20 protein-coding genes and 1 pseudogene are annotated in these 24599 nt (G+C 64.8%); 8 read left to right on the top strand and 13 right to left on the bottom strand.

Going from position 1 to position 24599, the window contains the following annotated elements; translation table 11 throughout:
* Positions 1 to 121: 121 nt before the first annotated feature.
* Entirely contained in the window at positions 122 to 1630 is a 1509-nt protein-coding gene (locus I6F36_RS16360) for an acetyl-CoA acetyltransferase (protein WP_225171767.1), read from the top strand.
* Between the two features lie 140 nt (positions 1631 to 1770).
* Here I6F36_RS16360 and I6F36_RS16355 read toward each other — a convergent pair whose 3' ends face one another.
* From I6F36_RS16355 to ltnD, 6 genes are all read right to left on the bottom strand, one after another.
* On the bottom strand, positions 1771 to 3465 hold the full coding sequence (locus I6F36_RS16355; protein WP_225171766.1) for a methyl-accepting chemotaxis protein: 1695 nt from the start codon (positions 3463 to 3465) through the stop codon (positions 1771 to 1773).
* A gap of 229 nt (positions 3466 to 3694) precedes the next feature.
* Complete coding sequence (locus I6F36_RS16350) at positions 3695 to 5383, bottom strand: methyl-accepting chemotaxis protein (protein ID WP_074447502.1); 1689 nt, start codon at positions 5381 to 5383, stop codon at positions 3695 to 3697.
* A gap of 244 nt (positions 5384 to 5627) precedes the next feature.
* Positions 5628 to 7319 carry a methyl-accepting chemotaxis protein gene (locus I6F36_RS16345; RefSeq protein ID WP_225171765.1) on the bottom strand — a complete coding sequence of 564 codons (1692 nt, stop codon included), beginning with the start codon at positions 7317 to 7319 and terminating at the stop codon, positions 5628 to 5630.
* A gap of 168 nt (positions 7320 to 7487) precedes the next feature.
* Positions 7488 to 8762 carry a 3-oxo-tetronate kinase gene (otnK, locus tag I6F36_RS16340; RefSeq protein ID WP_225171764.1) on the bottom strand — a complete coding sequence of 425 codons (1275 nt, stop codon included), beginning with the start codon at positions 8760 to 8762 and terminating at the stop codon, positions 7488 to 7490.
* Positions 8759 to 9541: a 2-oxo-tetronate isomerase gene (gene otnI, locus I6F36_RS16335; RefSeq protein WP_225146079.1), complete on the bottom strand. Its 783-nt coding sequence runs from the start codon at positions 9539 to 9541 to the stop codon at positions 8759 to 8761. Before otnI ends, otnK begins: the two co-directional genes overlap by 4 nt.
* Positions 9542 to 9554: 13 nt before the next feature.
* Positions 9555 to 10472, bottom strand: a complete 918-nt coding sequence (gene ltnD, locus I6F36_RS16330) for an L-threonate dehydrogenase (protein WP_225171763.1) — start codon at positions 10470 to 10472, stop codon at positions 9555 to 9557.
* 106 nt (positions 10473 to 10578) lie between these two features.
* Here ltnD and I6F36_RS16325 point away from each other — a divergent pair.
* Positions 10579 to 11250 (top strand): annotated as a pseudogene (locus tag I6F36_RS16325) (aldolase); the annotation flags it as partial.
* Between the two features lie 288 nt (positions 11251 to 11538).
* Here I6F36_RS16325 and I6F36_RS16320 read toward each other — a convergent pair.
* From I6F36_RS16320 to I6F36_RS16295, 6 genes are all read right to left on the bottom strand, one after another.
* Positions 11539 to 12243: an ABC transporter ATP-binding protein gene (locus I6F36_RS16320; protein ID WP_036025699.1), complete on the bottom strand. Its 705-nt coding sequence runs from the start codon at positions 12241 to 12243 to the stop codon at positions 11539 to 11541.
* Positions 12227 to 12958, bottom strand: a complete 732-nt coding sequence (locus tag I6F36_RS16315; protein WP_036025702.1) for an ABC transporter ATP-binding protein — start codon at positions 12956 to 12958, stop codon at positions 12227 to 12229. Before I6F36_RS16315 ends, I6F36_RS16320 begins: the two co-directional genes overlap by 17 nt.
* A complete protein-coding gene (locus I6F36_RS16310) occupies positions 12955 to 13938 on the bottom strand; it encodes a branched-chain amino acid ABC transporter permease (protein ID WP_036004933.1) in 984 nt (327 codons plus the stop codon). Before I6F36_RS16310 ends, I6F36_RS16315 begins: the two co-directional genes overlap by 4 nt.
* Positions 13938 to 14816, bottom strand: coding sequence for a branched-chain amino acid ABC transporter permease (locus I6F36_RS16305; protein WP_036004931.1), 879 nt, complete (start codon positions 14814 to 14816; stop codon positions 13938 to 13940). The genes I6F36_RS16310 and I6F36_RS16305 overlap by 1 nt, the downstream gene beginning before the upstream one ends.
* A gap of 174 nt (positions 14817 to 14990) precedes the next feature.
* Positions 14991 to 16235: an ABC transporter substrate-binding protein gene (locus I6F36_RS16300; RefSeq protein WP_225171762.1), complete on the bottom strand. Its 1245-nt coding sequence runs from the start codon at positions 16233 to 16235 to the stop codon at positions 14991 to 14993.
* Positions 16236 to 16324: 89 nt separating this feature from the next.
* Positions 16325 to 17140 (bottom strand): putative hydro-lyase, encoded by an 816-nt coding sequence (locus I6F36_RS16295; RefSeq protein ID WP_225171761.1) that lies wholly within the window; start codon positions 17138 to 17140, stop codon positions 16325 to 16327.
* 120 nt (positions 17141 to 17260) lie between these two features.
* Here I6F36_RS16295 and I6F36_RS16290 point away from each other — a divergent pair, with 120 nt between their 5' ends.
* The 5 genes from I6F36_RS16290 (at position 17261) to I6F36_RS16270 (ending at position 22276) form a co-directional block, all read left to right on the top strand.
* Positions 17261 to 18178 carry a LysR family transcriptional regulator gene (locus I6F36_RS16290; RefSeq protein WP_036004923.1) on the top strand — a complete coding sequence of 306 codons (918 nt, stop codon included), beginning with the start codon at positions 17261 to 17263 and terminating at the stop codon, positions 18176 to 18178.
* Positions 18179 to 18210: 32 nt separating this feature from the next.
* A complete protein-coding gene (locus tag I6F36_RS16285; RefSeq protein WP_225171760.1) occupies positions 18211 to 19461 on the top strand; it encodes a Zn-dependent hydrolase in 1251 nt (416 codons plus the stop codon).
* A 12-nt stretch (positions 19462 to 19473) separates the two neighbouring features.
* On the top strand, positions 19474 to 20385 hold the full coding sequence (locus I6F36_RS16280; protein ID WP_225139555.1) for an NAD(P)-dependent oxidoreductase: 912 nt from the start codon (positions 19474 to 19476) through the stop codon (positions 20383 to 20385).
* Between the two features lie 11 nt (positions 20386 to 20396).
* Positions 20397 to 21470, top strand: a complete 1074-nt coding sequence (locus I6F36_RS16275; protein WP_225171759.1) for a malate/lactate/ureidoglycolate dehydrogenase — start codon at positions 20397 to 20399, stop codon at positions 21468 to 21470.
* Between the two features lie 164 nt (positions 21471 to 21634).
* A complete protein-coding gene (locus tag I6F36_RS16270; RefSeq protein WP_225171758.1) occupies positions 21635 to 22276 on the top strand; it encodes a suppressor of fused domain protein in 642 nt (213 codons plus the stop codon).
* Positions 22277 to 22473: 197 nt separating this feature from the next.
* Here I6F36_RS16270 and I6F36_RS16265 read toward each other — a convergent pair whose 3' ends face one another.
* A complete protein-coding gene (locus I6F36_RS16265) occupies positions 22474 to 23547 on the bottom strand; it encodes a tartrate dehydrogenase (protein WP_225171757.1) in 1074 nt (357 codons plus the stop codon).
* Positions 23548 to 23699: 152 nt separating this feature from the next.
* On the opposite strand from I6F36_RS16265, the gene I6F36_RS16260 reads away from it, so the two are divergent.
* The gene (locus I6F36_RS16260) at positions 23700 to 24476 is read left to right on the top strand and encodes an SDR family oxidoreductase (RefSeq protein WP_225139558.1); all 777 of its coding nucleotides are present in this window, start codon (positions 23700 to 23702) and stop codon (positions 24474 to 24476) included.
* The last annotated feature ends 123 nt before the right edge of the window (positions 24477 to 24599 follow it).

Below are 24599 nucleotides of genomic sequence, written 5' to 3'. Positions count from 1 at the left end.
ATCCCACTTGTCATTGCGAGCGCAGCGAAGCAATCCAGACTGCCTCCGCGGAAAGATCCTGGATTGCTTCGCTGCGCTCGCAATGACGAACAACTGACATCGTGAACTGAAGCAAGAAGAAATGACCAATATCCCCGAAGACCGCATCCCCGTCATCGTCGGCATCGGCGAGATCGTCGATCGCCCGAAGGAGATCGCCGAGGGTCTCGAACCGCTCGACCTGCTCGAACAGGCGCTGCGGCGGGCTGAACAAGACGCCGGCGCAAAGCTGCTCGGCGAGGTGCAATCGCTCGACGTCGTCAATTTCCTGAGCTGGCGCTATCGCGATCCGGAGCAGCTTTTGGCTGAGCGCCTCGGCATCTCGCCCGCGCATTGCTATTACGGCCCAGTCGGCGGCGAGAGCCCGATCCGCTACATCCACGAGGCGGCCAAGCGCATCGCGCGCGGCGAGTGCAGCGTTGCGGCGGTGTGCGGCGCGGAAGCGCAATCGAGCGCGACCAAGGCGGAGCGCGCCGGCGTCAAGCTGCCGTGGACGCCGTTCGCCCATGACGTCGAGGAACCCAAGCGCGGCGCGGCGTTCCAGAAGCCCTTAGCAGTGAAGCTCGGCGTATTTCGGCCTGTGACCGTCTATCCGTTCTATGAGGCGGCCTCCTCGGCGCATTGGGGGCAGACGCCGCGCGAAGCTATGGCGGAATCAGGCACGCTGTGGTCGCGCTATTCGGAAGCCGCCGCGGAGAATCCATACGCCTGGCTGAAGCGGCGTTATGCGCCGGAGGAGATCACGACGCCGACCGCAGACAACCGGCTGATCGCCTGGCCCTACAACAAGCTGATGGTGGCCAATCCCAGCGTCAACATGGGCGGTGCGCTGCTGCTCACCAGTCTCGCCAAGGCACGCGCGGCCGGGATCGCCGAAGACAAACTGGTCTACCCGCTCGGCGGTGCCTCGGCGGAAGAGCCGCGCGACTATCTGATGCGCGACCAGTTTTACGAGAGCCACCCGCAGAATGCCGTGCTCAAGAGCGTGATGGACCTCGCCGGCGGCGACCGCAAGACCTTCGACGCGATCGAGCTCTACAGCTGCTTCCCCTGCGTGCCCAAGATGGCGCGGCGGACGCTGGGCTTGGGCCCCGACGTGCAGCCGACCGTGACCGGTGGCCTCACCTTCTTCGGCGCGCCGCTCAACACCTACATGACGCATGCGGCCTGCGCGATGGTGCGGCGACTGCGCGACGGCGCCAAGCTCGGCCTGCTCTATGGCCAGGGCGGCTTCGTCACCAAGCACCACGCGCTGGTGGTGTCGAAGACGGCGCCGCGCGAGGCGCTGGTGCAGGAAACGAGCGTGCAGGCCGAGGCGGACCGCAACAAGCGCGCGGTGCCGGAGTTCGTCACGGAGACCACGGGCAAGGGCAAGGTCGAGAGCTTCACCGTGCTTTACGGCCGCGGCGGCAATATCGAGCATGGCGTCGTGATGCTGCGGACAGAGGACGATCGCCGCACGCTGGCGCGGGTCCCGGCGAGCGACGGCGCGACGCTGGCGCATCTGCTCGCCATGGATCGCACCCCGGTCGGCTCGCTCGGCGAAATCGCTATGGCAGAAGATAACGTGCCCGAGTGCCGGGTGGCGTGATCTCGTAGGGTGGGCAAAGCGAAGCGTGCCCACGGCCTTCGTGTGATCCGGAAAGAATGGTGGGCACGGCGCAAGAGCGCCTTTGCCCACCCTACGAGATCTCAGCCCTTCGGCGCCTGTTTTTCCGACGCGGTCGAGAGTCAGGCGGCGCGAACCGAGTTCAGGAACTTGCCGACCTCGAGCTTGAGGCGGTTGGAATCGCGGGACAGCATCTGGGCCGCCGACAGCACCTGCGTGGACGCTGATCCCGTCTCCGAGGCGCCGCGCTGCACGTCGCCGACGTTGGACGAGACCTGCTGGGTGCCCAGGGCGGCCTGCTGCACGTTGCGGGCGATCTCCTGGGTCGCTGCGCCCTGCTGCTGCACGGCCGTCGCGATGGCCGAAGCGATCTCCGACAGACGCGCGATGGTGCAGCTGATCTCCCCGATGGCGCTGACCGAATCCTGCGTCGCCGCCTGGATGCCGCCGACCTGCTGGCCGATCTCGCCGGTGGCCCTGGCCGTCTGCTCGGCGAGCGCCTTGACCTCGGAGGCCACCACCGCGAAGCCGCGGCCGGCTTCGCCAGCCCGCGCCGCCTCGATGGTAGCGTTGAGTGCCAGGAGGTTGGTCTGGCCGGCAATCGCATTGATGAGCTCGACGACGTCGCCGATCCGCGCCGCAGCCCGCGACAACTCGCTGACACGCTCGGTGGTGGCATGCGCCTGGCTGACCGCCTCGCTGGCGATCCGGGAGGAATCCTGCACCTGCCGCCCGATCTCGCGCACCGAGGACGACATCTCCTCGGCAGCCGAAGCCACCGAATGGACATTGCTGGAGGCGGCCTCCGAGCCGGACGCGACCACCGTGGCCAGCTCCTGCGCCCGGCCCGCGGTCGAGGACAGGGTCGAGGCCGATGCCTCGAGCTCGGTCGCGGCGGCCGATACGGTCTCGACGATTTCCCCGATCGCCGCCTCGAAACCGTCGGCAAGCTTGGTCATGTCGGCCTTGCGCTGCGCCTCGGCGCGGCGCTGCACCGCCTGCACCTCGTCGCGGCTGAAACGGACGATGGTCTGCACGGTCTGAAGGTTGCGCAGCGCCTCGCCGATCTCGTCGTCGCGCTCGATCACGATGCGATTGTCAAGCTTGTCCTGCACGAGGTTGACCAGCGTGTCGTTGAGCTGCCGCATCGGTCCCTGAATAGCACGCATGATCGCAAGGCCTGCGAAGCCGACGATAGCCGCACCGGCGACAGCCAGCAGCGACAGGATCAGGCTGGTCGAACCGCCGGTGGCGACCGCGCCACCGATGCCGAGCGCGAGCATGAACAGCGACTGCAGCACCATCATCGTGACCAGGCGCGCCTTCAGCGTCCCGGTAAAGATGCTGAAGTGGTCGAGCCAGGAGCGGCGGCGGATGATGCCGGCGTCGATGCGATAGCCATGCGGCTTCTTCTCGCCGATGGCGGCATAGACCTCTTCGGCGAGCTTGCGCTGGTCGGCCGGCAGCTTGGTGCGGATCGACGTATAGCCCTTGACCTCGCCGTTCTCGCGGATCGGAGAAGCCGTCGCCAGCACCCAATAGAAGTCGCCGTTCTTGCGGCGGTTCTTGACTGCGCCGAGCCAGGGCTTGCCGGCCTTCAGCGTGTCCCAGAGATTGTCGAATGCCTCCGGCGGCATGTCCGGGTGACGAACGATATTGTGCGGCTGGCCCATCAGTTCCGCGGACGTGAAGCCGGCGGCCGCGAGGAAGTCCTCGTTGAAGTACGTGAGCTTGCCCTTCAGATCGGTCCGCGAAACGATCAACGTCTCATCACTGACCGGATATTCAACGGTGGTGACGGGAAGATTCTTGCGCATCAGAGCCCCCAAACAATGCGATATGCGTTCATTCCAGACAGGACGGCCGCTGTTCGAGGCGTCTTCCCTCAATTCTCGTAAGGCGAATTTAACTATCCATGAAATGGGCGCCCCGTATGTTTACGGTCGGCTCCCCATGATCCTACCGCCAGACGACATCACGCTACCGCAGAAAAAAAGAGCGGCGCATTTGGCACCGCTCCTGGTTTGATCAATCCACGGCCGCGTCTTACGCGGCGCGGACGTTGGTCAGGAACTTGCTGACCTCACTCTTCAGCCGGCCGGAATCGTTCGACAGCATCTGCGCCGCCGACAGCACCTGCGAGGAGGCCGTGCCGGTCTCGGTCGCGCCGCGCTGCACGTCGGTGATGTTGGACGACACCTGCTGGGTGCCATGCGCCGCCTGCTGAACGTTGCGGGCTATCTCCTGCGTCGCGGCGCCCTGCTCTTCCACCGCAGCGGCGATGGCCGACGAGATCTCCGACAGGCGCTCGATGGTCGAGGAGATCTCCTTGATGGCGCCGACGGAATCGTTGGTCGCCGCCTGGATACCGGAGATCTGCTGGCCGATCTCGCCGGTCGCCTTCGCGGTCTGCTCGGCGAGCGCCTTCACCTCGGAGGCGACGACGGCAAAACCGCGGCCGGCTTCGCCTGCGCGCGCCGCCTCGATGGTGGCGTTCAGCGCCAGCAGGTTGGTCTGGCCGGCGATGGTGTTGATCAACTCGACGACGTCGCCGATGCGCGCGGCGGCCTTGGACAATTCGCTGACGCGCTCGGTGGTGGCACGGGCCTGACCGACTGCATCGCCCGCCATCCGCGCCGATTCCTGCACCTGGCGGCTGATCTCGCCGACCGACGAGGCCATCTCCTCGGTCGCCGAGGCCACCGACTGCACGTTGGTGGAGGCTTCCTCCGAAGCGCCGGCCACCGTGGTCGCGAGCTTCTGGGACCGCTCGGCCGTACCTGTGAGGGTGGTGGCCGATGCTTCCAGCTGGGTCGATGCCGACGACACTGTTCCGATGATCTGGCCGACGGCGCTCTCGAAGTCGTCGGCGAGCCTGACCATGTCGCGTTTGCGCTGCTCGGCATTGCGACGCTCGGTTTCAGCCTGTTCCGCCTTCAGCCGCTCAACCTCGATGGCATTGGTCTTGAACACCTGGACCGCCTGAGCCATCTCACCGATCTCGTCCTTGCGTTCGATACCCGATACGATCACCGAGGTGTCCCCATTCGCGAGAACACCCATCTCGGTCGTGATGCGCTGGATCGGGCGGGTGACCGCGAAGGCGACGCCGAAGGCGCCCACGAGCGAGAGCAGCAGGGTGACGAGGCCTCCGATCAGCATGGCCATGGTGGCGCTGGACGAGGCGGCGTCGGAGGCAGCCGCCCGCACTGACAACAGCGACCGCTCTTCCCTGTCCATTTCCTGGACGACGGCGCGGAGGCCATCCATCGACTTCTTGCCGGCTCCGGAAGCCTCGAGCTCACGCGCCTTCGCCTGGGTTGCCGGATCCTTCATCAGCGCGATTTCGCGCTGCGCGACGTTGGTTGCCCAGTCGTTGGCAAGCGCCTTGACCTGCTCGAGTCGCTTCTGCTGCGTGGCGTTGTCCGAGGTCAGGCTGCCGACTTTGGCCGCCGCAGTCTGAAATTGTTTCAGCCCGGCTTCGTAAGGAGCGAGAAAGCCGGCATCGCCAGACACGAGATAGCCGCGAACGCCGGTTTCCTGATTGACCATCGCACCGACAAGCTCGGAAAGCTGCTCCAGCACCTGATAGGTATGCACTGTCATCTTCGCCGTGGAATTCATTACGCTCAGCGAGTTGTAGATGGCTGCGGTGCTGCCGGCGACGACGAGACAGATCGCCGCGAATACGGCGGAAACCTTAATGGAAATACGAAGGTTGTTGATCCAAGACATTAAATCCTCCCCAATGCTGACGGTCGGGAGTTGCTGGTCCGGACCGGCTCCGATCGTGCTACGACTTCCGCCACGATCTTACCGTCGCTCAGGATTGTTAGGTTTAACGACGCTACGCAGTAGTACGGAGCTTTCGCTGAAGAGTACGTCGCAATTCTACGGGCATATCGACAGCGCAACGCGCGCAGGAAAAACTATGAGCGGCGCCGATGGCGCCGCCCTTGCTTGTGGAACCCACGTCTGTCTACGCGGCGCGGACGTTGGTCAGGAACTTGCTGACCTCGTTCTTCAGCCGGCCCGAATCATTCGACAGCATCTGCGCCGCGGACAGCACCTGCGAGGAGGCCGTGCCGGTCTCGGTCGCGCCGCGCTGCACGTCCGTGATGTTGGACGACACCTGCTGGGTGCCATGCGCCGCCTGCTGAACGTTGCGGGCTATCTCCTGCGTCGCGGCGCCCTGCTCTTCCACCGCAGCGGCGATGGCCGACGAGATCTCCGACAGGCGCTCGATGGTCGAGGAGATCTCCTTGATGGCGCCGACGGAATCGTTGGTCGCCGCCTGGATACCGGAGATCTGCTGGCCGATCTCGCCGGTCGCCTTCGCGGTCTGCTCGGCGAGCGCCTTCACCTCGGAGGCGACGACGGCAAAACCGCGGCCGGCTTCGCCGGCGCGCGCCGCCTCGATGGTGGCGTTCAGCGCCAGCAGGTTGGTCTGGCCGGCGATGGTGTTGATCAGCTCGACGACGTCGCCGATGCGCGCGGCGGCCTTGGACAATTCGCTGACGCGCTCGGTGGTGGCACGGGCCTGACCGACTGCATCGCCCGCCATCCGCGCCGATTCCTGCACCTGGCGGCTGATCTCGCCGACCGACGAGGCCATCTCCTCGGTCGCCGAGGCCACCGACTGCACGTTGGCGGAGGCTTCCTCCGACGCGCTGGCCACCGTGGTCGCCAGCCGCTGCGAGCGGTCGGCGGTCGCGGTCAAGGTCGAGGCGGAGGCCTCTAACTGGGTCGAGGCCGATGACACGGTCTGGACGATCTCGCCGATCATCGTTTCGAATTCGCGGGTGATGTCGTCGACGCGGCGGCCGCGCTCGATCTTGGCTTCGGCGTCGGCCGCGGCGGCTTCGTCGGCGGCCTTCTTGGCGATCAACGCCTCCTTGAAGATCTGGAGCACGTCGGCCATGGCGCCGATCTCGGTCCTCTCGCCGCGATGCGGGACTTCGGCGGAGAGGTCGCCTCGGCCCAGCGCCTGCATCGGCAGGGTGATCGAGTTGATGCCGCTAGAGACGTCGCGGACGAGATAGAAGCTGACGGCGATGCCGATGACGATGGCGGCGCCGAGAATTGCCGAGACCAGCATGAAGGTATAGGCGTAGCTGTCGGCGGCGTCCTGAGCGGCCTGTTCTCCGCCTTTGGTGTTGAGCTCGATGTCCTTGGTCAGGACCTCGTCTGCCTGAAGACCGAGCTTGTTGACGGTCTTCGTATTCAGCTCCCGGGCCTCGTGTGGGATCTTGCCGGCTTCCTTGCGCGAGAGCGCCATCACCTCTTCGGTGCCCCTCTTGTAATCGTCCCAGAGCTTTGCCCATTGGGTGTAGAGCGCCCTCTCCTCCGGCGAGGTGATCATCGGCTCGTAGCGGCTGCGGTATTTGGCAAGCGCCTCGAGCACCGTCACGGCCGTCTTTTCGTTGGCGAGCTTCTCGTCCAGCGTGTCGGAAAGCATGTGCTGGCGGACCACGTTGCGATAGGTGATGACGCTCGCCCGAAGCTCGCCCAGCACCCGCACGCTGGGCATCCAATTCATCGTGATGTCGACCGTGTTGGCGTTCATCGACCGCATTTTCATGATGGCGAGCAGGCCCATGCCGGCCATCGCGACGAGCAGGAATGCCACGACACTGATGATCTTGGCGCGGATGGAAATGTTGGCGAACATAATCGGATCTCGTTGTGCTGGCGCGGATGCGCGTCGAAGCTCTAAGAATCAACCAAAGAGGAGCTGCGGCGACATCTGAGCGCAGAGCACCTGCGCAAATGTTAACTGCGGCTCCGTACGAGTACCGAAGCCGAAAGAAATGAACGATGGACTAAGGAGGCTCTGCGCTCAGCGCATGAGCCTAAGCGCGTCGGAGAAGAAGTCCGGACCGCCAAAGTTTCCAGATTTCAAAGCGAGCAACATCTCGCCGGAGCTTGCACCGACCGCGCGCAGCACCGGGACTCCCGCCGCGATTTCTACTCCTACGAGAAATCCAGGAATTTTCAACCGATCGACCACGGCGCCGGATGTCTCGCCACCGGCGACGATCAAGCGACGGACGCCGGCCTGCACTAGCCCCTCGGCGATGCCGGCCATGGCCTGCTCGATGGCGTGGCCTGCGGCATCGCGGCCACGGCGTGCCTGCACGGCCGCAACGGCGTCCGGCGTCGCGCTCGAAGCGATCAGCACCGGACCTTCCGCAAGCCGCGGCCTCGCCCAGTCCAGCGCACGCTGCGCTTCAGCGGCGCCCGCGACGATCCGCTCCGGATCGAGATGAAGCACCGGCATGATGCGTTCGGCGCTGGCGATCTGCTGAAGCGTCGCCTGCGAGCAGCTGCCGGCAAGGCATGCCGCCAGGCCGCCGACGGCCGCGCCGGTTTCGCTGCTCGGTGCCGGCTTCACCTTGCCCGTCGACACCAGCGCGCGCGCAAGCCCGAGGCCCATGCCGGACGCGCCGACCGACAGAAGATGTTCAGCGGCGACGAGACCGATGGTCTCGAGGTCGCGGTCGAACACGGCGTCGATGATCGCAGCACCGATGCCTCTGGCGGCGAGCTCGGCCAGCCGCGCCCGCACGGCCTCCGCGCCGCGCGCGACGGTGGCGAGATCGACGAGGCCGATCTGCGTGCTGCTCTGGCGCGCCAGCACGCGCACCAGGTTGGAATCATGCATCGGGTTGAGCGGATGGTCCTTCAGCGGGCTCTCGCTGAGCGGCACGGCGCCGACGAACAGATTGCCCTGATAGACGGTGCGCCCGGTCTCCGGAAAGGCCGGCGTCACCAGCACGGCTCCCTCGCCGCAATCGGCGCGCAGCGCATCCATGACCGGACCGATATTGCCGGCGTCGGTGGAATCGAAGGTCGAGCAGATCTTGAACAGCACGTGGCCCGCACCGCGGCCGCGCAGCCATTTGTCCGCCGCGCGCGAGCGCGACACGGCAAGGCCGGCCTCGATCGAGCGGCTCTTCAGCGACACCACGACGGCATCGACCTCGGGCAGCGCCAGATCGTCGGCAGGGATGCCGATGGTCTGGACGGTGCGCAGGCCGGCGCGCGTCAGCGTGTTGGCGAGATCGGAGGCGCCGGTGTAATCGTCGGCGATGCAGCCCAACGCTGGGGTCACGGCTTCACTCCCGCATAGGACTTGAACCAGGCGAGGCCATCGGTGGTCTTGCCGCGCGGATTGTATTCGCAGCCGACGAAGCCGGCATAGCCGAGCCGGTCGAGCTCATCGAACAGGAACGGATAGTTCAGCTCCTCGCCGTCTGGCTCGTTGCGCGAGGGAATGCTCGCGATCTGGATGTGGCCGATGATCGGCATCATCTCGCGCAGCCGCATGGTGACGTCGCCATGGATGATCTGGCAGTGATAGATGTCGAACTGGAGCTTCAGGTTCGCAAGCCTCAGCTCCTGGATCAGATCCCGCGCAAAGCCGAAATCGTTGAGGAAGTAGCCGGGCACGTTGCGGGCGTTGATCGGCTCGATCACGACATCGATGCCGTGAGGCGCGAAGAACTCGGCGGCCCAGGCCACCGATTTGTAGAAGGCCTCGATCGCGACGCGCTCGCCGCGATTGGCGATGCCGGCCATCAGGTGCAGGCGCTTGACGCCCGTCGCCTTGGCATAAGGCAGCGCCGTCTCCAGGCTCGCCTTGAGATCGGAAAAGCGCGATGGCAGCGCAGCAAAGCCCTTCTCGCCGGCGTTCCAGTCGCCCGGCGGCAGGTTGAACAGCGCCTGGGTCAGGCCGTTGCGCTTGAGCCGTTCGCCGACGGCCTCGGCGGGATGCTCGTAGGGAAACAGGAACTCGACGGCGGTGAAGCCCGCTTGCGCGGCGGCATCGAAGCGGTCGAGGAATGGCACCTCGGTGAACATCATCGAGAGATTGGCGGCGAAACGGGGCATTGGAAATCCTCTGTTACTTGTCGCCGGGCAGCTTGACGCCGGTGACCTGCGCATACATGCGCGCGACCGATGCGTCGTCGTCGCGGCCCATGCCGGCGGCCGATGTCATCAGGAACATCTGGAGCGCGGCGGCGGAGACCGGCACGGGGAATCGGGCGCTGCGCGCCATGTCCTGGATGATGCCGAGGTCCTTGACGAAGATCTCCACCGCGCTTCGTGGCGTGTAGTCGCCGTCGAGCACATGTGGCATGCGGTTCTCGAACATCCAGGAATTACCGGCCGAGGCCGTGATCACCTCGTAGACCTTGCGGATGTCGAGGCCCTGCTTGGCTGCGAACGCCATGGCTTCGCTGGCGGCGGCGATGTGAACGCCGGCGAGCAGCTGATTGATCATCTTGAACGCAGCGCCCTGCCCGGCGGCATCGCCGAGCTCGTAGAGCTTTGCAGCCATGGCATCGAGCGCCGGCCGCGCCTTGGCAAATGCGGCCGAGCTGCCCGAGGCAAGAATCGTCAATTCGCCTTGCGCGGCGCGCTGCGCCCCGCCGGAGATCGGCGCATCCAGATAGTGCCGGCCGGTCGCCTCCAGCTGCTTGGCAAGACGGCGCGCCACGTCGGGATCCATCGTCGCCGAGGAGACGAACACGCTGTCCTTCGGCATGGTCTCGGCGGCGCCATCCTTGCCGAACAGGATGGTTTCGGTCTGCGCGGCATTGACCACCACGCTGACGACGATAGCGGCGTCCTTGGCCGCTTCGGCCGGCGTCTTGGCCCCCGCGCCGCCGTCCTTCACGAAACGCGCGACGGCATCCGCCGAGACGTCGCAGCCGGTCACGACATGGCCGGCTCGATTGAGCGAGGTCGCCATGCCAAATCCCATCGAGCCGAGCCCGACGACGGCAATACGCTGATTTTGTGAGGTGGAGGCGGACATATGCAACTGACCCTTGCGAGCGTTTCCCAGATGGCCGCCCTTTGCGGCAGCTTGGCAACCGAATAACACGGCTTGGCCGCGCTGCCAAAGCGTGAGACAAGCAGGCATGACGGCCATGAGCAATGAGACATTGCTGCGCGAGGACATCTGCCGCTTCGGACGATCCCTGTTCGAGCGCGGGCTGACGCCGGGCTCCTCCGGCAATATCAGCGTCAAGCTGGACGATGGCGGCTGGCTGGTGACGCCGACCAACGCCTCGCTCGGCTTCCTCGATCCCGCAAGACTATCACGGCTGGACCAGCAGGGCCGGCTGGTTTCGGGCGATGCCCCGACCAAGGAAGTTCCGCTGCACAATGCGCTCTACGACACGCGCGGCGGCGCGCGGGCCATCGTGCATCTGCACTCCACGCATTCGGTGGCGCTGTCGATGCTGCCCGAGATCGATCCGCGCGCCGCGCTGCCGCCGATGACGGCCTATTATTTGATGAAATGCGGCGCCACCGCGCTCGTGCCCTATTACCGCCCTGGCGATCCCGCGGTCGCAGATGCGATCAAGGGGCTGGCTGGGAAATATTCATCCGTGCTGCTCGCCAATCACGGCCCGGTCGTCGCCAGCAACACGCTGGAAGCTGCGGTGTTCGCGACGGAGGAGCTGGAGGAGACGGCCAAGTTGTACCTGCTGCTGCGCGGGATGAACCCGCGGTACCTATCGCCGGAGCAGGTGACAGATCTGGTGAAGGTGTTCGGGGTGACACTGCCGGAGCATGGGCACGAGCATGTAGCGATGCAGGCAACGAGCCCGACGGACGCAGAGGTTGAAGCAGCGGCCCGGGTCCTTGATCGGGCCGGGCGTCACTATCGTTGGTGGCCAGAGACAAGCCCGGCATATGACGAGATCGGCAAGGCAGACCCGATTGCCAAAAGCGAATTTGATGGAATCGTCGAGCAAATGTTGAAGGCCGCTTCCGCGGCGAAGAAAGCGTAGCCCGCATGAGCGAAGCGACATGCGTGACCACCTGCCCCGGATATCGCTGCGCTCATCCGGGCTACGGTAGCACGCTCGGAGCTACAGCCCCAGATACGCCTTCCGCACATCCGGATTGCCTTTGATCTCCGCCGCCGAGCCCTGCATCAGCACGCGGCCGGTCTGCAGGATGTAGGCGCGGTCAGCGATTTCGAGACACTCGGCCATGCGCTGCTCGACGATTAGGACGGTCATGCCGGAGTCACGGATGAGCTTCACGGCCTGAAAGATCTCGTCGACCAGCTTCGGCATGATGCCCTGCGACGGCTCATCCAGCATCAACAGCCGCGGGCGGGTCATAAGCGCTCGGCCGATCGCGAGCATCTGCTGCTCGCCGCCGGAGAGCGTCTCGGCGCGCTGCTCCAGGCGCTCCTGAAGGCGCGGAAACAGCTTGAAGACGAGATCGAGCGGCTCTTCGCGGTTCGCTTCGCCCCTGTAGAGATAGCTGCCGAGGCGAAGGTTGTCGCGCACCGACAGACGCGGAAATAGGCGGCGGTTTTCCGGCACATAGGCGATGCCGGTGGCCGTGATGTGATGCTGCGCCATGCCGTCGAGGCGCTTGCCGTCGAACGTCACCGTGCCGGAACGCGGACGCTCGGCGCCGGCGATGGATTTCAGCAGCGTCGACTTGCCTGCGCCGTTGGCGCCGGCGACGCAGACGATCTCGCCCTTCTGGACCTCGATCGAGACCGCGGAGATCGCGACCAGGCCCTGATAGGCGGTGGTGACTTCACGCACCGACAGCATGACGATCTCCCAGATATGCCTTGATCACCTTGGGATCGCGCACGACGTCGGCGGGCTTGCCCTCGACCAGCACCTTGCCGAGGTCGAGCACGATGGCGCGATCGACCAGCGGCATCACGATCTCCATGACATGCTCAACCATCAGCACGGTGATGCCGGCATCGCGCACCTTGCGCACCAGCGCCACGCCGGTCTGCGCTTCGGTCGGCGTGAGACCGGTGAGGACTTCGTCGAGCAGCAGCAGTTTCGGCTCGGTCGCGAGCGCACGGGCGACTTCGAGCCGGCGCTTCTCGGCCGGCACGAGGTCGCTCGCGAGCACGTCGGCGCGCGCGGCAAGGCCGGTGAACTCCAGCACTTCATGCGCCTTGCGGCGCGCCTCGCGCATCACGGTGGTACGCACGAGGGCACCGACGATGACGTTGTCTATGACCGTCATGGTCTCGAAGCTCTTCACGACCTGAAAGGTGCGGCCGATGCCCCGCCGGCAGCGCATCGCCGCCGGCATGCGGGTGACGTCCTCGCCGTCGAACCAAATCGAGCCTTGCGTCGGCGGCAGCACGCCGGCGATCAGATTGAACAGCGTCGACTTGCCGGCGCCGTTCGGGCCGATCAGGCCGACGATCTCGCCGCGGCCGACCGAGATCGAGACGTCGCTGTTGGCGACGAGGCCGCCGAAGCGCTGCCAGACGCCGCGGGTTTCGAGCAGCGCGCTCATCGGGCAGCTCCCGTCTTCTTCGGGCGTGAAAACAGGCTCAGCAGGCCGCGCGGCAGGGCCAGCGAGATCAGAACGATCAGCGTGCCGTAGACAATGAGGTCGACACCCCGCCCCGAGCCGCCGAACTTGAAGCGCGTCAGCTCAGTCAGCGGGATCAGGATGGCCGCCCCTAACACCGGCCCCCACAGGGTGCCGATGCCGCCGAGCACGGCCGGTAGCGCCATCAGCAGCGAGAACTGAAAGCCCATGACGCTTTCCGGATCGATGTAGGAGACGAACTGGGCGTAGAAGCTGCCGCCCACGGCGACAAGGAAGGCGGAGACCGCGGCCGCACCCATCTTGGAATTGAACACGTCGACACCGAGGCTCTCGGCCGCCTCCGGGTTGTCCTTGACGGCGCGCCACCAAAATCCCCACTTGGAGTTTTCCAGCCACCATGTCACGAACCAGGCGAGGCAGCACAGCGCCAGCGCGAAATAGAAGTAGGGCAGCTTGGTGCGCAGAAACTGGAATTTCAGCCAGCTGTCGCCGCGGATCGGAATGGTGATACCCATCGCAGCGCCTGCCCATTCCCAGTTGTGGAACAGAAGCAAGCCGATTTCGGCGATGACGATGGTGGCGATCACGAAGTAATGGCCGCGGAGGCGGAAGAAGGGATAGCCGAGCCCCATCGCGATCAGCGCCGACACCACCCCGCCCGCCAGCATGCCGAACCAGGGCAGCACGCCGAACTTCGTGAACAGCAGCTCGGTGGTATAGGCCCCGAGGCCGAAATACAGCGCGTGGCCGAGCGAGATCTGCCCGCAATAGCCGGACAGGATATTCCAGCTCTGCGACAATCCCGCATACATCAGTGTCAGGATCAGGATGTTCTGGACGACGACGTCCTTCACGAACAACGGCGTCAGCGCGGCAATGGTAGCGAGCGCTGCGGCGATGATGAGGTCGCGGCGGCGCCGCGCTGCAAAATCCTTGTCCATCACATCGATCCGAACAGGCCGCGCGGCCGGATGAAGACGACCAGCAGATAGACCGAGTAAATGCCGACCGATTTCAGCGACGGCGGCAGCACCAGCGCGGTGACCGCTTCGACGAGACCGACGATGATGCCACCGGCGAAGGCGCCGAACACGCTGCCGAAGCCGCCGAGCGCCACCGTGACATAGGCGATCAGCGCAAAGGACGCGCCGACGTCGGGATAGATGTAGAAGAACACCGCCATGATCGCGCCGGCGAGACCAACCAGCGCGGCGCCGAGCCCCCAGCCGAATGCAAACACGCGGTTCTTGTCGATGCCGACAAGCGCGACTGCACCGGGATCCTCGCGGGTCGCTTCGATCGCGCGGCCGAAATCGGTTCGGTGGATGAAGAAGTAGAGACCTGCAAAAGCGGCGATCGAGACCAGCGCGCCGACCAGTTGCGGCTCCGGCAGAAAGATTCCGCCGACCGAGATGGTTTTGCCGCCGAGCCAGGATTGTGGGATGCTGCGATAGTCCGGCGTGAAGAAATACTGCGCAAGGCCGCGCATGACGATGGCGAGGCCGAAGGTGGTGAAGATCTGCACCATGCCGGCGTTGGCCTTGGCCCGCATGGCGAAACGTACAAGGAGCAGGTAGACGACCGCTCCGAATATGAAGAGTGCCGCGGCGACCAACGGGGCCGACAACAGCGGATCGATGGCGAAGAACGCGAACAGGAAGAAAGACAGATACATCGCGATCATCAGGAATTCGCCATGGGCGAAGTTCGTGACGTCCATCAGGCCGAAGATCAGCGCGAGGCCGACCGCGATCAATCCGTAGAGCAGGCCCATCAGGAGGCCGCTCGCGAGACTCTGGATAATGGCTTGGGCTGTCAACTCTGGTCCCCCGTTCGAAACGTCACGACAGGCTTCGTCATTGCGAGCGAAGCGAAGCAATCCAGGAATGTTTCGAAGGAAGCAGTCTGGATTGCTTCGTCGCTTCGCTCCTCGCAATGACGGTGTGGGAGCAGCTTGCTTCCCACCCCGCCTGCTCCGCTGCCCCCGCAGCGCTTACTTCATCGGCCAGATCGCCTCGGCGATCGCGGCCTGCGGCGGGAAGATGGTGACGAACTTGCCGCCGACATATTGCAGTAGCACCGGATCGGCGTCGTTGTTCTGGCCCATCTCGTCGAACTTGACGCGCTTCCAGGGCATGATGGTCTTCTCGCCCGGGATGTCGGTCGCGGCCAGCGCGTCGCGGATCTTCTCGCCGTCGGTCGACTTGGCGCGGCTGATGGCGTCGGCGAGGATGATCAGGCCCATGAACTGCCGCGAGGTGAGGTCGTTGAAATCCTTGCCGGACCTGGCCTTGAACATCTCGTTGATCTTGCCGACCATCGGCCGCTTCTGCGCGAGGTCGAGCGAGAAGGTGCCGCGCGAGATCACGCCTTCGAGCTTGTCGCCGACGGCATCGTAGAGCGCCTTCTCGGAGAAGCCGGCGTCCTGCGCCACGATCGCATTCGGCTTGTAGCCGAGCTCGGCCATGGTCTTGACCAGGAGGATGCCGTCGGTGGTGTAGCTCGACGGCATCAGCACGTCGGCATTGGCGGTCTTGAGCTGCTGCACCTCGGCAGAGAGCGAGGGCGAGTTGGCGCGATACTTGATGCCGGTGACGATCTTATAGGCGCGCTCGCCGGCGATCTTGGTCTGGGCATTGCCGGAATCGGTGCCGAAGATGGTGTCCTCGTGGAACAGCGACAGCGTCTCGATCTTGGTGCCCTTCTTCTTCATGGCGTCGAAGAAGTCGAACATCGCAGCCGAGTACATCTCGTCGTGCGGCGAGGCGCGGAAGTAATATTTCAGGCCGCGGCGGTGCAGGCTCGGCGAGGAATTGTCGGCGGACAGGAACGGGACCTGATAGCGCTCGCAGATCTGGCTGACGGTGACGGCCACCGCGCTCTGGTAAGTGCCGATGACGGCGCAGACCTTCTCCTGCGTGATCAGGCGCTCGGCCTCGGCGCGGCCCTTCTGCGGATCGGCCTGATGGTCGGCGAACACGAGACGGATCTTGGCACCGCCGAGGCCCGGCAGGCCTTCGCCCTTTGCCAGCGGCAGGTCGAAATCGCTATCCTTGTTGATGACTTCGAGCGCGGTCTCATAGGCCTTCTGCGCGTCGACGCCCTGCTGCGCGCTGCCGCCGGAGAAGGGATAGATCACGCCGATCACGACTTCCGAGCTCTGTGCGCGCGCTGCCAGCGGCACTAGGGCGGCAGTGGCGGTGGCCCCCAACAACACGTCGCGGCGAGTGATCGTCATGGCAAAGTCCCCTGTTACTGAATTTCGGCTGATCGAATGAAGCGATTGGTGGATGCGGTAAAGCCCGAAGAAGCAGCAGACGCTGCCCACTAAATCACGGCCATGTTTCTGTTCTTGAGATCGGTCACCAGCATCAGGCCGGGCGAATGCGTGATCGCGAACGGCAGTTTCGCGGCGTTGATGACCGATTGCGGCGTCACCCCGCAGGCCCAGAACACCGGGATCTCGTTGTCGGCGACCGGCACCGGATCGCCGTAGTCGGGCTTGGCGATATCCTTGATGCCGATCAGATGCGGATGGCCGAGATGCACGGGCGCGCCGTGCACGGCCGGATAGCGCGAGGTGATCTGCACCGCGCGGATCGCATCGGCCGGCTTGAACGGACGCATCGACACCACCATGGGACCGGCGAACGGACCTGATACACCGCAGGCGATGTTGGTGCGGTACATCGGCACGCGCACGTTCTTCTCGATGTGGCGGATCGGCATGCCCTCCTCGAGCAACGCCTCCTCGAACGAGAACGAGCAGCCGAGCACGAAGGTGACGAGATCGTCGCGCCAGTAGCTCTTCACGTCGGTGGGCTCGTCCACGACCTCGCCGTCGCGCCAGACGCGGTAGCGCGGAACGTCGGTGCGGATGTCGAGATCGGCGCCGAGCGAGGGGATGTAAGGGCTGCCGACATCGGACATGCCGATGATCGGGCACGGCTTGGGATTGAGCTGGCAGAAGCGGTGGAACGCACCGGCATATTCCGCCGGCAGGATCGCCAGATTGCCCTGGACATATCCGGGGGCGGCGCCGGCGGTGGATGCGACCAGCCCCTCGCGGTAGGCGAGCCGGGCCCTGCGGCTCGGGAGGGCGTCTGGTGTTTCAGTTTGCTGCGCTGCCACCAAAACAGTCATGTGATCGACCTGCCTATAAACTCGACAAAGACAAGCCAACACCAAGCGTGCTATAAAGTCTAATCTTCGTTTCTAATCAATCTCGATAAATCTGATTTATCGATTTGGAAAATCCTTCCAATGCTGGACTTCAGGTCGATCGAGACATTCCTATGGGTCGTGAAGCTCGGCAGCTTTCGTGGCGCCGCGCAACGCCTCAACACCACCCAGCCGGCGATCTCCCAGCGCATCGCCCAGCTCGAGCGCGAGATGGGCGTGAAGCTCCTGAACCGCGATCATCGCATCGCCTCCCCGACCCCGAGCGGCCGACAGATGATGGTCTACGCGGAGAAGCTGATCGGCCTGCGCGCTGCGATGATGGCGGAGATCGGCGATGCTTCCGCGATGCGCGGCGTGATGCGGCTCGGCGTCGCCGAGACCATCGTGCACACTTGGCTGCCGCGGCTCGTCAAGAGCGTCAACGAGGTCTATCCGAACCTGTCGCTGGAGATCGAGGTCGATATCACGCCGAACCTCACCGCGCGCCTTCTCGCACAGGAGATCGAGCTCGCCTTCGTGGTCGGACCGCTGTCCGCCTCCGGCGTGCACAACCGCGTGCTCGCCGATTATCCGATCGGCTTCCTCGCAAGTCCGTCGCTCGGGCTCGGCAAGGGCCCGGTGACGCCGGCGGACCTCGCGCGGTTTCCGATCATCACCTTCCCGCGCAAGACCAAGCCCTACGAGGTCGTGCGCGAGGTGTTCGACCGGCCGGAGCTGCCGCCGATCCGCCTGCATGCGTCCGCTTCGCTGGCGACCGTTATCCACATGGCGGTCGAGGGCCTTGGCATCGCCGTGATCCCCGACGCCATCGTCGAGAACGAACTCGCCGACGGACGGCTGCAGCTGCTCGACACCGATCTTTCCATCGCGCCGCTGACCTTCACCGCGAGCTGGCTGGCCTCGCCTGATGTCGTCGCCGTGGAGCGCGTCGCCGAGCTTGCACGGCAAATTGCGCAGAGCAGCCTCGCGGTTGACGCGCCCGCACAGGCGCGTCATTGAAAAAGGCGCCGGACAAAAGAGAGAACGACCGCATGAGCCGAGCCGCGACCAACCTGCAAATCGATTCCGCCCGCCTGTGGGGCTCCATCCACGAGACCGCGCAATTCGGCGCGACGGCCAAAGGCGGCGTGCGGCGGCTGACGTTGAGCCGTGAAGACAAGCAGGTGCGCGATTGGTTCCGCAAGGCCTGCGAGGATGCCGGACTGGAAGTCCACGTCGACGCGCTCGGATCACAGTTCGGCCTGCGCAAGGGCCGCGACATGTCGAAGCTGCCCGTCGGCATCGGCTCGCACCTCGACACCCAGCCGACCGGCGGCAAGTATGACGGCATCCTGGGAACGCTCGGCGCGCTGGAGGTGATCCGCACGCTGAACGATGCCGGCATCGAAACCGAGGCGCCAATCTGCGTCGTGAACTGGACCAACGAGGAAGGCTCGCGCTTCGCACCGGCGATGATGGCTTCCGCCGCCTATGTCGGCGACTTCACCACAGACGACATTTTGTCGCGCAAGGACGCCGAGGGCACCACCGTCGGCCAGGCGCTCGACGGCATCGGCTATCGCGGGGCCAAGCCGGTCGGCTTCCAGAAGCTCGGCTGCTTCGTCGAGCTGCACATCGAGCAGGGGCCGATCCTGGAAGCCGAAGGCAAGACCATCGGCGTGGTCGATTCCGGCCAGGGCGTGCTCTGGTACGACGGCAAGATCTCCGGCTTCGAGAGCCATGCGGGCTCCACACCGATGCCGCTCCGGCGCGACGCGCTGGCGACCTTGTCGGAGATCGTGTTGGCGATGGAGTCGATTGCGACGAAGCACGGACCGAACGCCGTCGGCACGATCGGCGAGGCCGTCATCGCCAATCCCTCGCGTAACGTCATTCCCGGCGAGATCGCCTTCACCATGGACTGCCGCAGTGCCGATGGCGCCATCATGGATGCGCTCGACCGCGATCTGCGGGCGGCAATCGCCGAGATCGCCGCGCGCCGCAAGGTCGAGGTCAAGATCGATCTGGTATGGCGCAAGCCGCCGACGCATTTCGATCCGAAGCTGATTGCTGCCGTCGAGAACGCCGCGAAGACGCTCGGCTATTCCTCGCGCCGCATCACCTCCGGCGCCGGCCACGACGCCTGCAACCTCAACACGATCATGCCGGCGGCGATGGTGTTCGTGCCCTGCAAGGACGGCATCAGCCACAACGAGCTGGAGGATGCGACGCAGGGCGACTGCGCCGCGGGCACCAACGTCCTCATGCATACCGTGCTGGCAGTCGCCGGCGTCGCATCCTGAGCGGAGAGAACCATGCGCGGAGTTTTCGTCGACGCCAATGAATCGCTGGCCGTGATCATGGAGCGGCTGGAGAAGCCCGGCGATCCCAAGGTGCGGATCAACAGGAATCCCGACATCACGCCCGAGCAATATCCTGATATTCTCGACGGCGCCGAGATCGCGATCGTCGACCACACCGCACTGCCGACCGAAGTCGCGAAGAAATGCACCGGGCTGAAGCACGTCGTGTTCCTCGGTACCGGCGCGCGCAGCTACATGAATCCGGAAGAGCTCGCCGAGCTCGGCATCTCCGTGCATCTGATCAAGGGCTACGGCGACACGGCGGTTGCGGAATCCGCGATCGCGCTGATGTGGGCGTCGGCCCGCGTCATTGCGATGATGGACCGCGAGATGCGCGCCGGGAACTGGCTGCGGGAGGACGGCATGCAGCTCACCGGCAAGACGCTCGGCCTGATCGGCTTCGGCGGCATCGCCGCGGAGGTCGCGCGCATCGCGTCCGGCAGCGGCATGAAGGTGATCGCCTGGAACCGTTCGCCGAAGAGCTATCCGGGGGTCGAATTTACCGATCTCGACAGCGTGCTGGCGAGAAGCGACGTGGTGTCGCTGCACCTGCTGCTCAACGACGAGACGCGCGGCATGATCACGCGCGAGAAGATCCTTGCTATGAAACGCGGCGTCATTCTCATCAACACCGCCCGCGCCGCTGTTGTCGACGAGGCCGCCATGATCGAGGCGCTGAAGTCCGGCCATATTCGCCACGCCGGCCTTGATGTCTTCAACATCGAGCCGCTGCCCGGCGATCATCCGCTGACGAAGCTGCCGAACGTGACGTTGTCGGCGCATTCGGCCTTCCGCACGCCGGAAGCGAGCGAGAACCTGATTGAAGCGGCGCTGGTTCATTGCCGCCGGATCGTGAAGGGATAAGAGCAACAACAATGGCCGACTATCGCATCATCAAGGCTGAGCCGCTCACCAAGGCCATCCATGCCATCGTCAGGGCCGGCGGCTCCTCGGACCGCGAGGCCGAGCTCGTGGCCACCAATCTCGTCGAAGCCAATCTGAAGGGACACGACTCGCACGGCGTCGGCATGATTCCGCGCTACGTCCAGAGCGTCACCAATGGCGGCCTCGCCGTGAATTCGCACGTCAAGATCGTGCTCGACACCGGCCCGCTTCTCACCCTCGACGGCCTCACCGGCTACGGCCAGGTGATCGGCCATGAAGCGATGGAGCTCGCGGCCGAGCGCGCAAAGAAGAACGGTGTTTGCCTTGTCGGCCTCTCAAATTCGCATCACATCGGCCGCATCGGCCACTGGGCCGAGCAGTGCATCGACCACGGGCTGGTCTCGATCCACTTCGTCAACGTGATCTCGCGCCCGATCGTGGCGCCCTGGGGCGGCAGCGACGCACGCCACGGCACCAATCCGTTCTGCGTCGGCATCCCACGCGCCGGCAAGGATCCGATCGTGCTCGACTTCGCCACCAGCAGGATCGCGCAGGGCAAGACCCGTGTTGCCCATAACAAGGGCGTCGAGCTCGAGGTCGGCACCATCATTGATCACGAGGGCAAGCCCACGATCAATCCGCGCTACACCGTGATTCCGCCCTACGGTGCCATCCTCCCGTTCGGCGAGCACAAGGGCTCGGGCCTTGCGCTGGTGTGCGAGATCCTCGGCGGCGCGCTCTCCGGCGGCCAGGTGGTCAAGGGCTCGTCCGAAGGCAAGTACAACGTCCTTAACGGCATGCTCTCGATCGTCATCGATCCGGGCAAGCTCGGCACCGGCGAGAACCTTGCACGCGAAGTTGAGAGCTTCGTGAGCTGGCACACCGGCTCGCCGCCTGCCCCCGGCGTCGACAAGGTCAGAATCGCGGGCGAGCCGGAGCGCGAGATCAAGAAGAAACGTCTCGCCGAGGGCATCCCGGTCGACCCAACCACCTGGCAGGAGATCCTGGATGCCGGGAAGAAGTTCGGGCTGGAACAGACGGCGATCGAGAAGATCGCGAGCTGATCGGAGCGAGGCGCGCTCCTCGGCGTCGCCTCGCGCCTCATGACCAATCGCGCAAGAGAGACTGGACGGCGGCGAAATGTCGACGTGCGCACGGCACGGGTTTGAACCGCCCCGCATGACCTTGCGACAATGCGGATATCCGATTGCATCCGCCCGAGGTTCGCATGCTCTCCCGTCTCGCAAAATTCGTGTCCGGCTCAAACCTTCCGTCGCCCGGGTCCGATCTCTACCGGCAACGGCTCGCCATCTACGAGAGCGAGCTTGGCGAGCCCGAGCGCACATTCACTGATAACGCAGAGCGCCGCATCGACATCCACGCCTTCGGCCGCGATTTCGTCCCGGTCTGCCAGGAGGGCTCCGACGAAGGCTATGTCCTTCTCACCAACGGGATGAGCGAGCAACGGATGCACGGCGTCCCCGGCGACGCGAAGCCCCGGGCCGAGCTGATGTGGTACGTCCGCGAGCCGACGCAGGACGTTTGCGCCAATCTGCGCTGGCTGGCCAATCTGCCGTTCATCGACACGACCTGGTTCGGCTTCGGCCATCGCGTCGCGCTTCCGTGGCCGCCGGTTGCAGGAACGGACTTCCAGACGTTCCTGTTGCTCACACCGATCATCGGCCCCGACAAGGAGATCGCCGAGGCGCTGGAGATTGCGGGCGATCCGGTGGAGATCCTGACCGTGAACCTGATCTCGCATCAGGAGCTCGGGCTGATCAAGTCCAGGGGGCTCGATCCGTTTCTCGATCTGCTCGACGAGAACGACTATCCGCCGATATTCCATCCGTCGCGGAAGTCGTATGTGTAGTCGTAGGCCAAAGCACTGCTGCCGTTCCCTTCTCCCCTTGTGGGAGAAGGTGGCGCGAAGCGCCGGATGAGGGGTTCTCTCGGCGAACAATTTTACGGCTGATAGGTCTGCCTCTGCGGAAACAGACCCCTCACCCGTCTTCAATGCTTCGCATCGAAGCCACCCTCTCCCACAAGGGGAGAGGGTGAAGCGGCGAACTAATCCACCATATCCGCAACCGCCTTGCCGCACGCCGTCGTGTCGGCATTGCCGCCGAGATCCTTGGTGCGCAGCGTGCGTTCGGCGAGCGTGCGCTCGATCGCCTCGACGATCGACTTGCCGGCTTCCTTCTCCCCGAGATGCTCGAACATCATCGCGCCGGACCAGATCATGCCGATCGGGTTGGCGATGCCCTGGCCTGCGATGTCGGGCGCCGAGCCGTGCACCGGTTCGAACACGGATGGGAAATCGCCCTTCGGGTTGATGTTGCCGGACGGAGCGATGCCGATGGTGCCGGTGCAGGCCGGGCCGAGATCGGAGAGGATGTCGCCGAACAGGTTGGAGCCGACCACGACGTCGAACCAGTCCGGATGCAGCACGAAGTTCGCGGTGAGAATGTCGATGTGGTACTTGTCCCACTTCACGCCTGGAAACTTCTTGGCCATCGCCTCCACGCGCTCGTCCCAATAGGGCATGGTGATCGAGATGCCGTTGGACTTGGTCGCCGAGGTCAGGTGCTTCTTGGGCCGCGACTGCGCGAGCTCGAAGGCGAATTTCAGGATGCGGTCGACGCCGGTACGGGTCATCACCGTCTGCTGCGTCACGAACTCGCGGTCGGTGTCCGGGAACATGCGGCCGCCGACCGAGGAATATTCGCCTTCGGTGTTCTCGCGCACCACCCAGAAATCGATGTCGCCGGGCTTGCGCCCCGCCAGCGGCGACGGCACGCCGGGCATCAGCCGCACCGGGCGCAGGTTGACGTACTGGTCGAACTCGCGGCGGAACTTGATCAGCGAGCCCCACAGCGAGACGTGGTCCGGGATCTTGGCCGGCCAGCCGACCGCACCGAAATAGATCGCATCGTGCTCGCCGATCTTCTCCTTCCAGTCGTCGGGCATCATCTGGCCGTGCTTCTCGTAATAGTCGTAAGACGAGAAGTCGAAATGGTCGAAATGCAGCGAGACGTTGTGCTTCTTCGCCGCCGCCTCCAAAACGCGCAGGCCCTCCGGCATCACCTCCTTGCCGATGCCATCGCCGGGAATGACCGCGATCCGGTATTGTTTCTTGCTCATCGAGAACGTCCTTGGTTGGTCCGGCAGTCGCCGCCTTCTGACTGCACTGCAATGGACCAAACGCGGCGGCAGTGCAACGCTGCACTGCAATGTTGACCATGGCGCGGCCAAGCGCCTACTGATTTGATCCTGTTCCCACGAACGAGTACCCCATGGATCTGCATCTGCGCGGCAAGCGCGTCCTGATCACCGGCGCGTCCAAGGGCATTGGCGCAGCCGCCGCCGAGGCCTTCGCCGAGGAAGGCGCGCATCTCCTCCTCGCGGCGCGTAGCGGCGATCAGCTCAAGGCGCTGGCCGACCGCTTGCGCGCCGCGCACCAGATCGACGCCACAACGAGCATCGTCGATCTGCGCAAGGAGGACGACGTGGCCCGGCTGGCGAAGGAAGCCGCCGACATCGACGTCCTCGTCAACAATGCCGGCGACATTCCCGGCGGCTCGATCGACAAGATCAATGAGGCGACCTGGCGGCACGCCTGGGAATTGAAGGTGTTCGGCTATATCAACCTGACTCGCTACATCTACGCCCAGATGAAAGCCAGGGGCGGCGGCGTCATCGTCAACGACATCGGCGCGGCCGGCGAGAAGTTCGACGCCAACTACATCTGCGGCAGCGCCGGCAATGCCGCGCTGATGGCGTTCACACGGGCGCTCGGCGGCAAGAGCCTGGGCGACAACATCCGCGTGGTCGGCATCAATCCCGGCCCCGTCGGCACCGACCGCCACGTCACCCTGCTCAAGACGCGGGCCAAGCACCAGTTCGGCGACGAGAGCCGCTACAAGGAATTCCAGAAGAGCCTGCCGCTCGGCCGTCCCGCGCATGCGCGCGAGATCGGCGACCTCATGGCGTTCCTGGCGTCGGATCGCGCCGGCTATACGTCGGGCGTGATCTACACCGTCGACGGCGGCATCAGCGCCGGATGGGGTTAACTCTATTCTCGTCATTGCGAGCGCAGCGAAGCAATCCAGGAATGCCTCTGCAGCAACCAGTATGGATTGCTCGTCGTTTCGCTCCTCGCAATGACGAGCCTCGAATAAGCACAGGAGTAAATT

The organism is Bradyrhizobium sp. BRP19 (assembly GCF_020194195.1).
Lineage (GTDB): Bacteria > Pseudomonadota > Alphaproteobacteria > Rhizobiales > Xanthobacteraceae > Bradyrhizobium > Bradyrhizobium yuanmingense.
The sequence above is the reverse complement of the archived record's forward strand: the minus strand, read 5'-3'. Positions and strand labels throughout refer to the sequence as shown.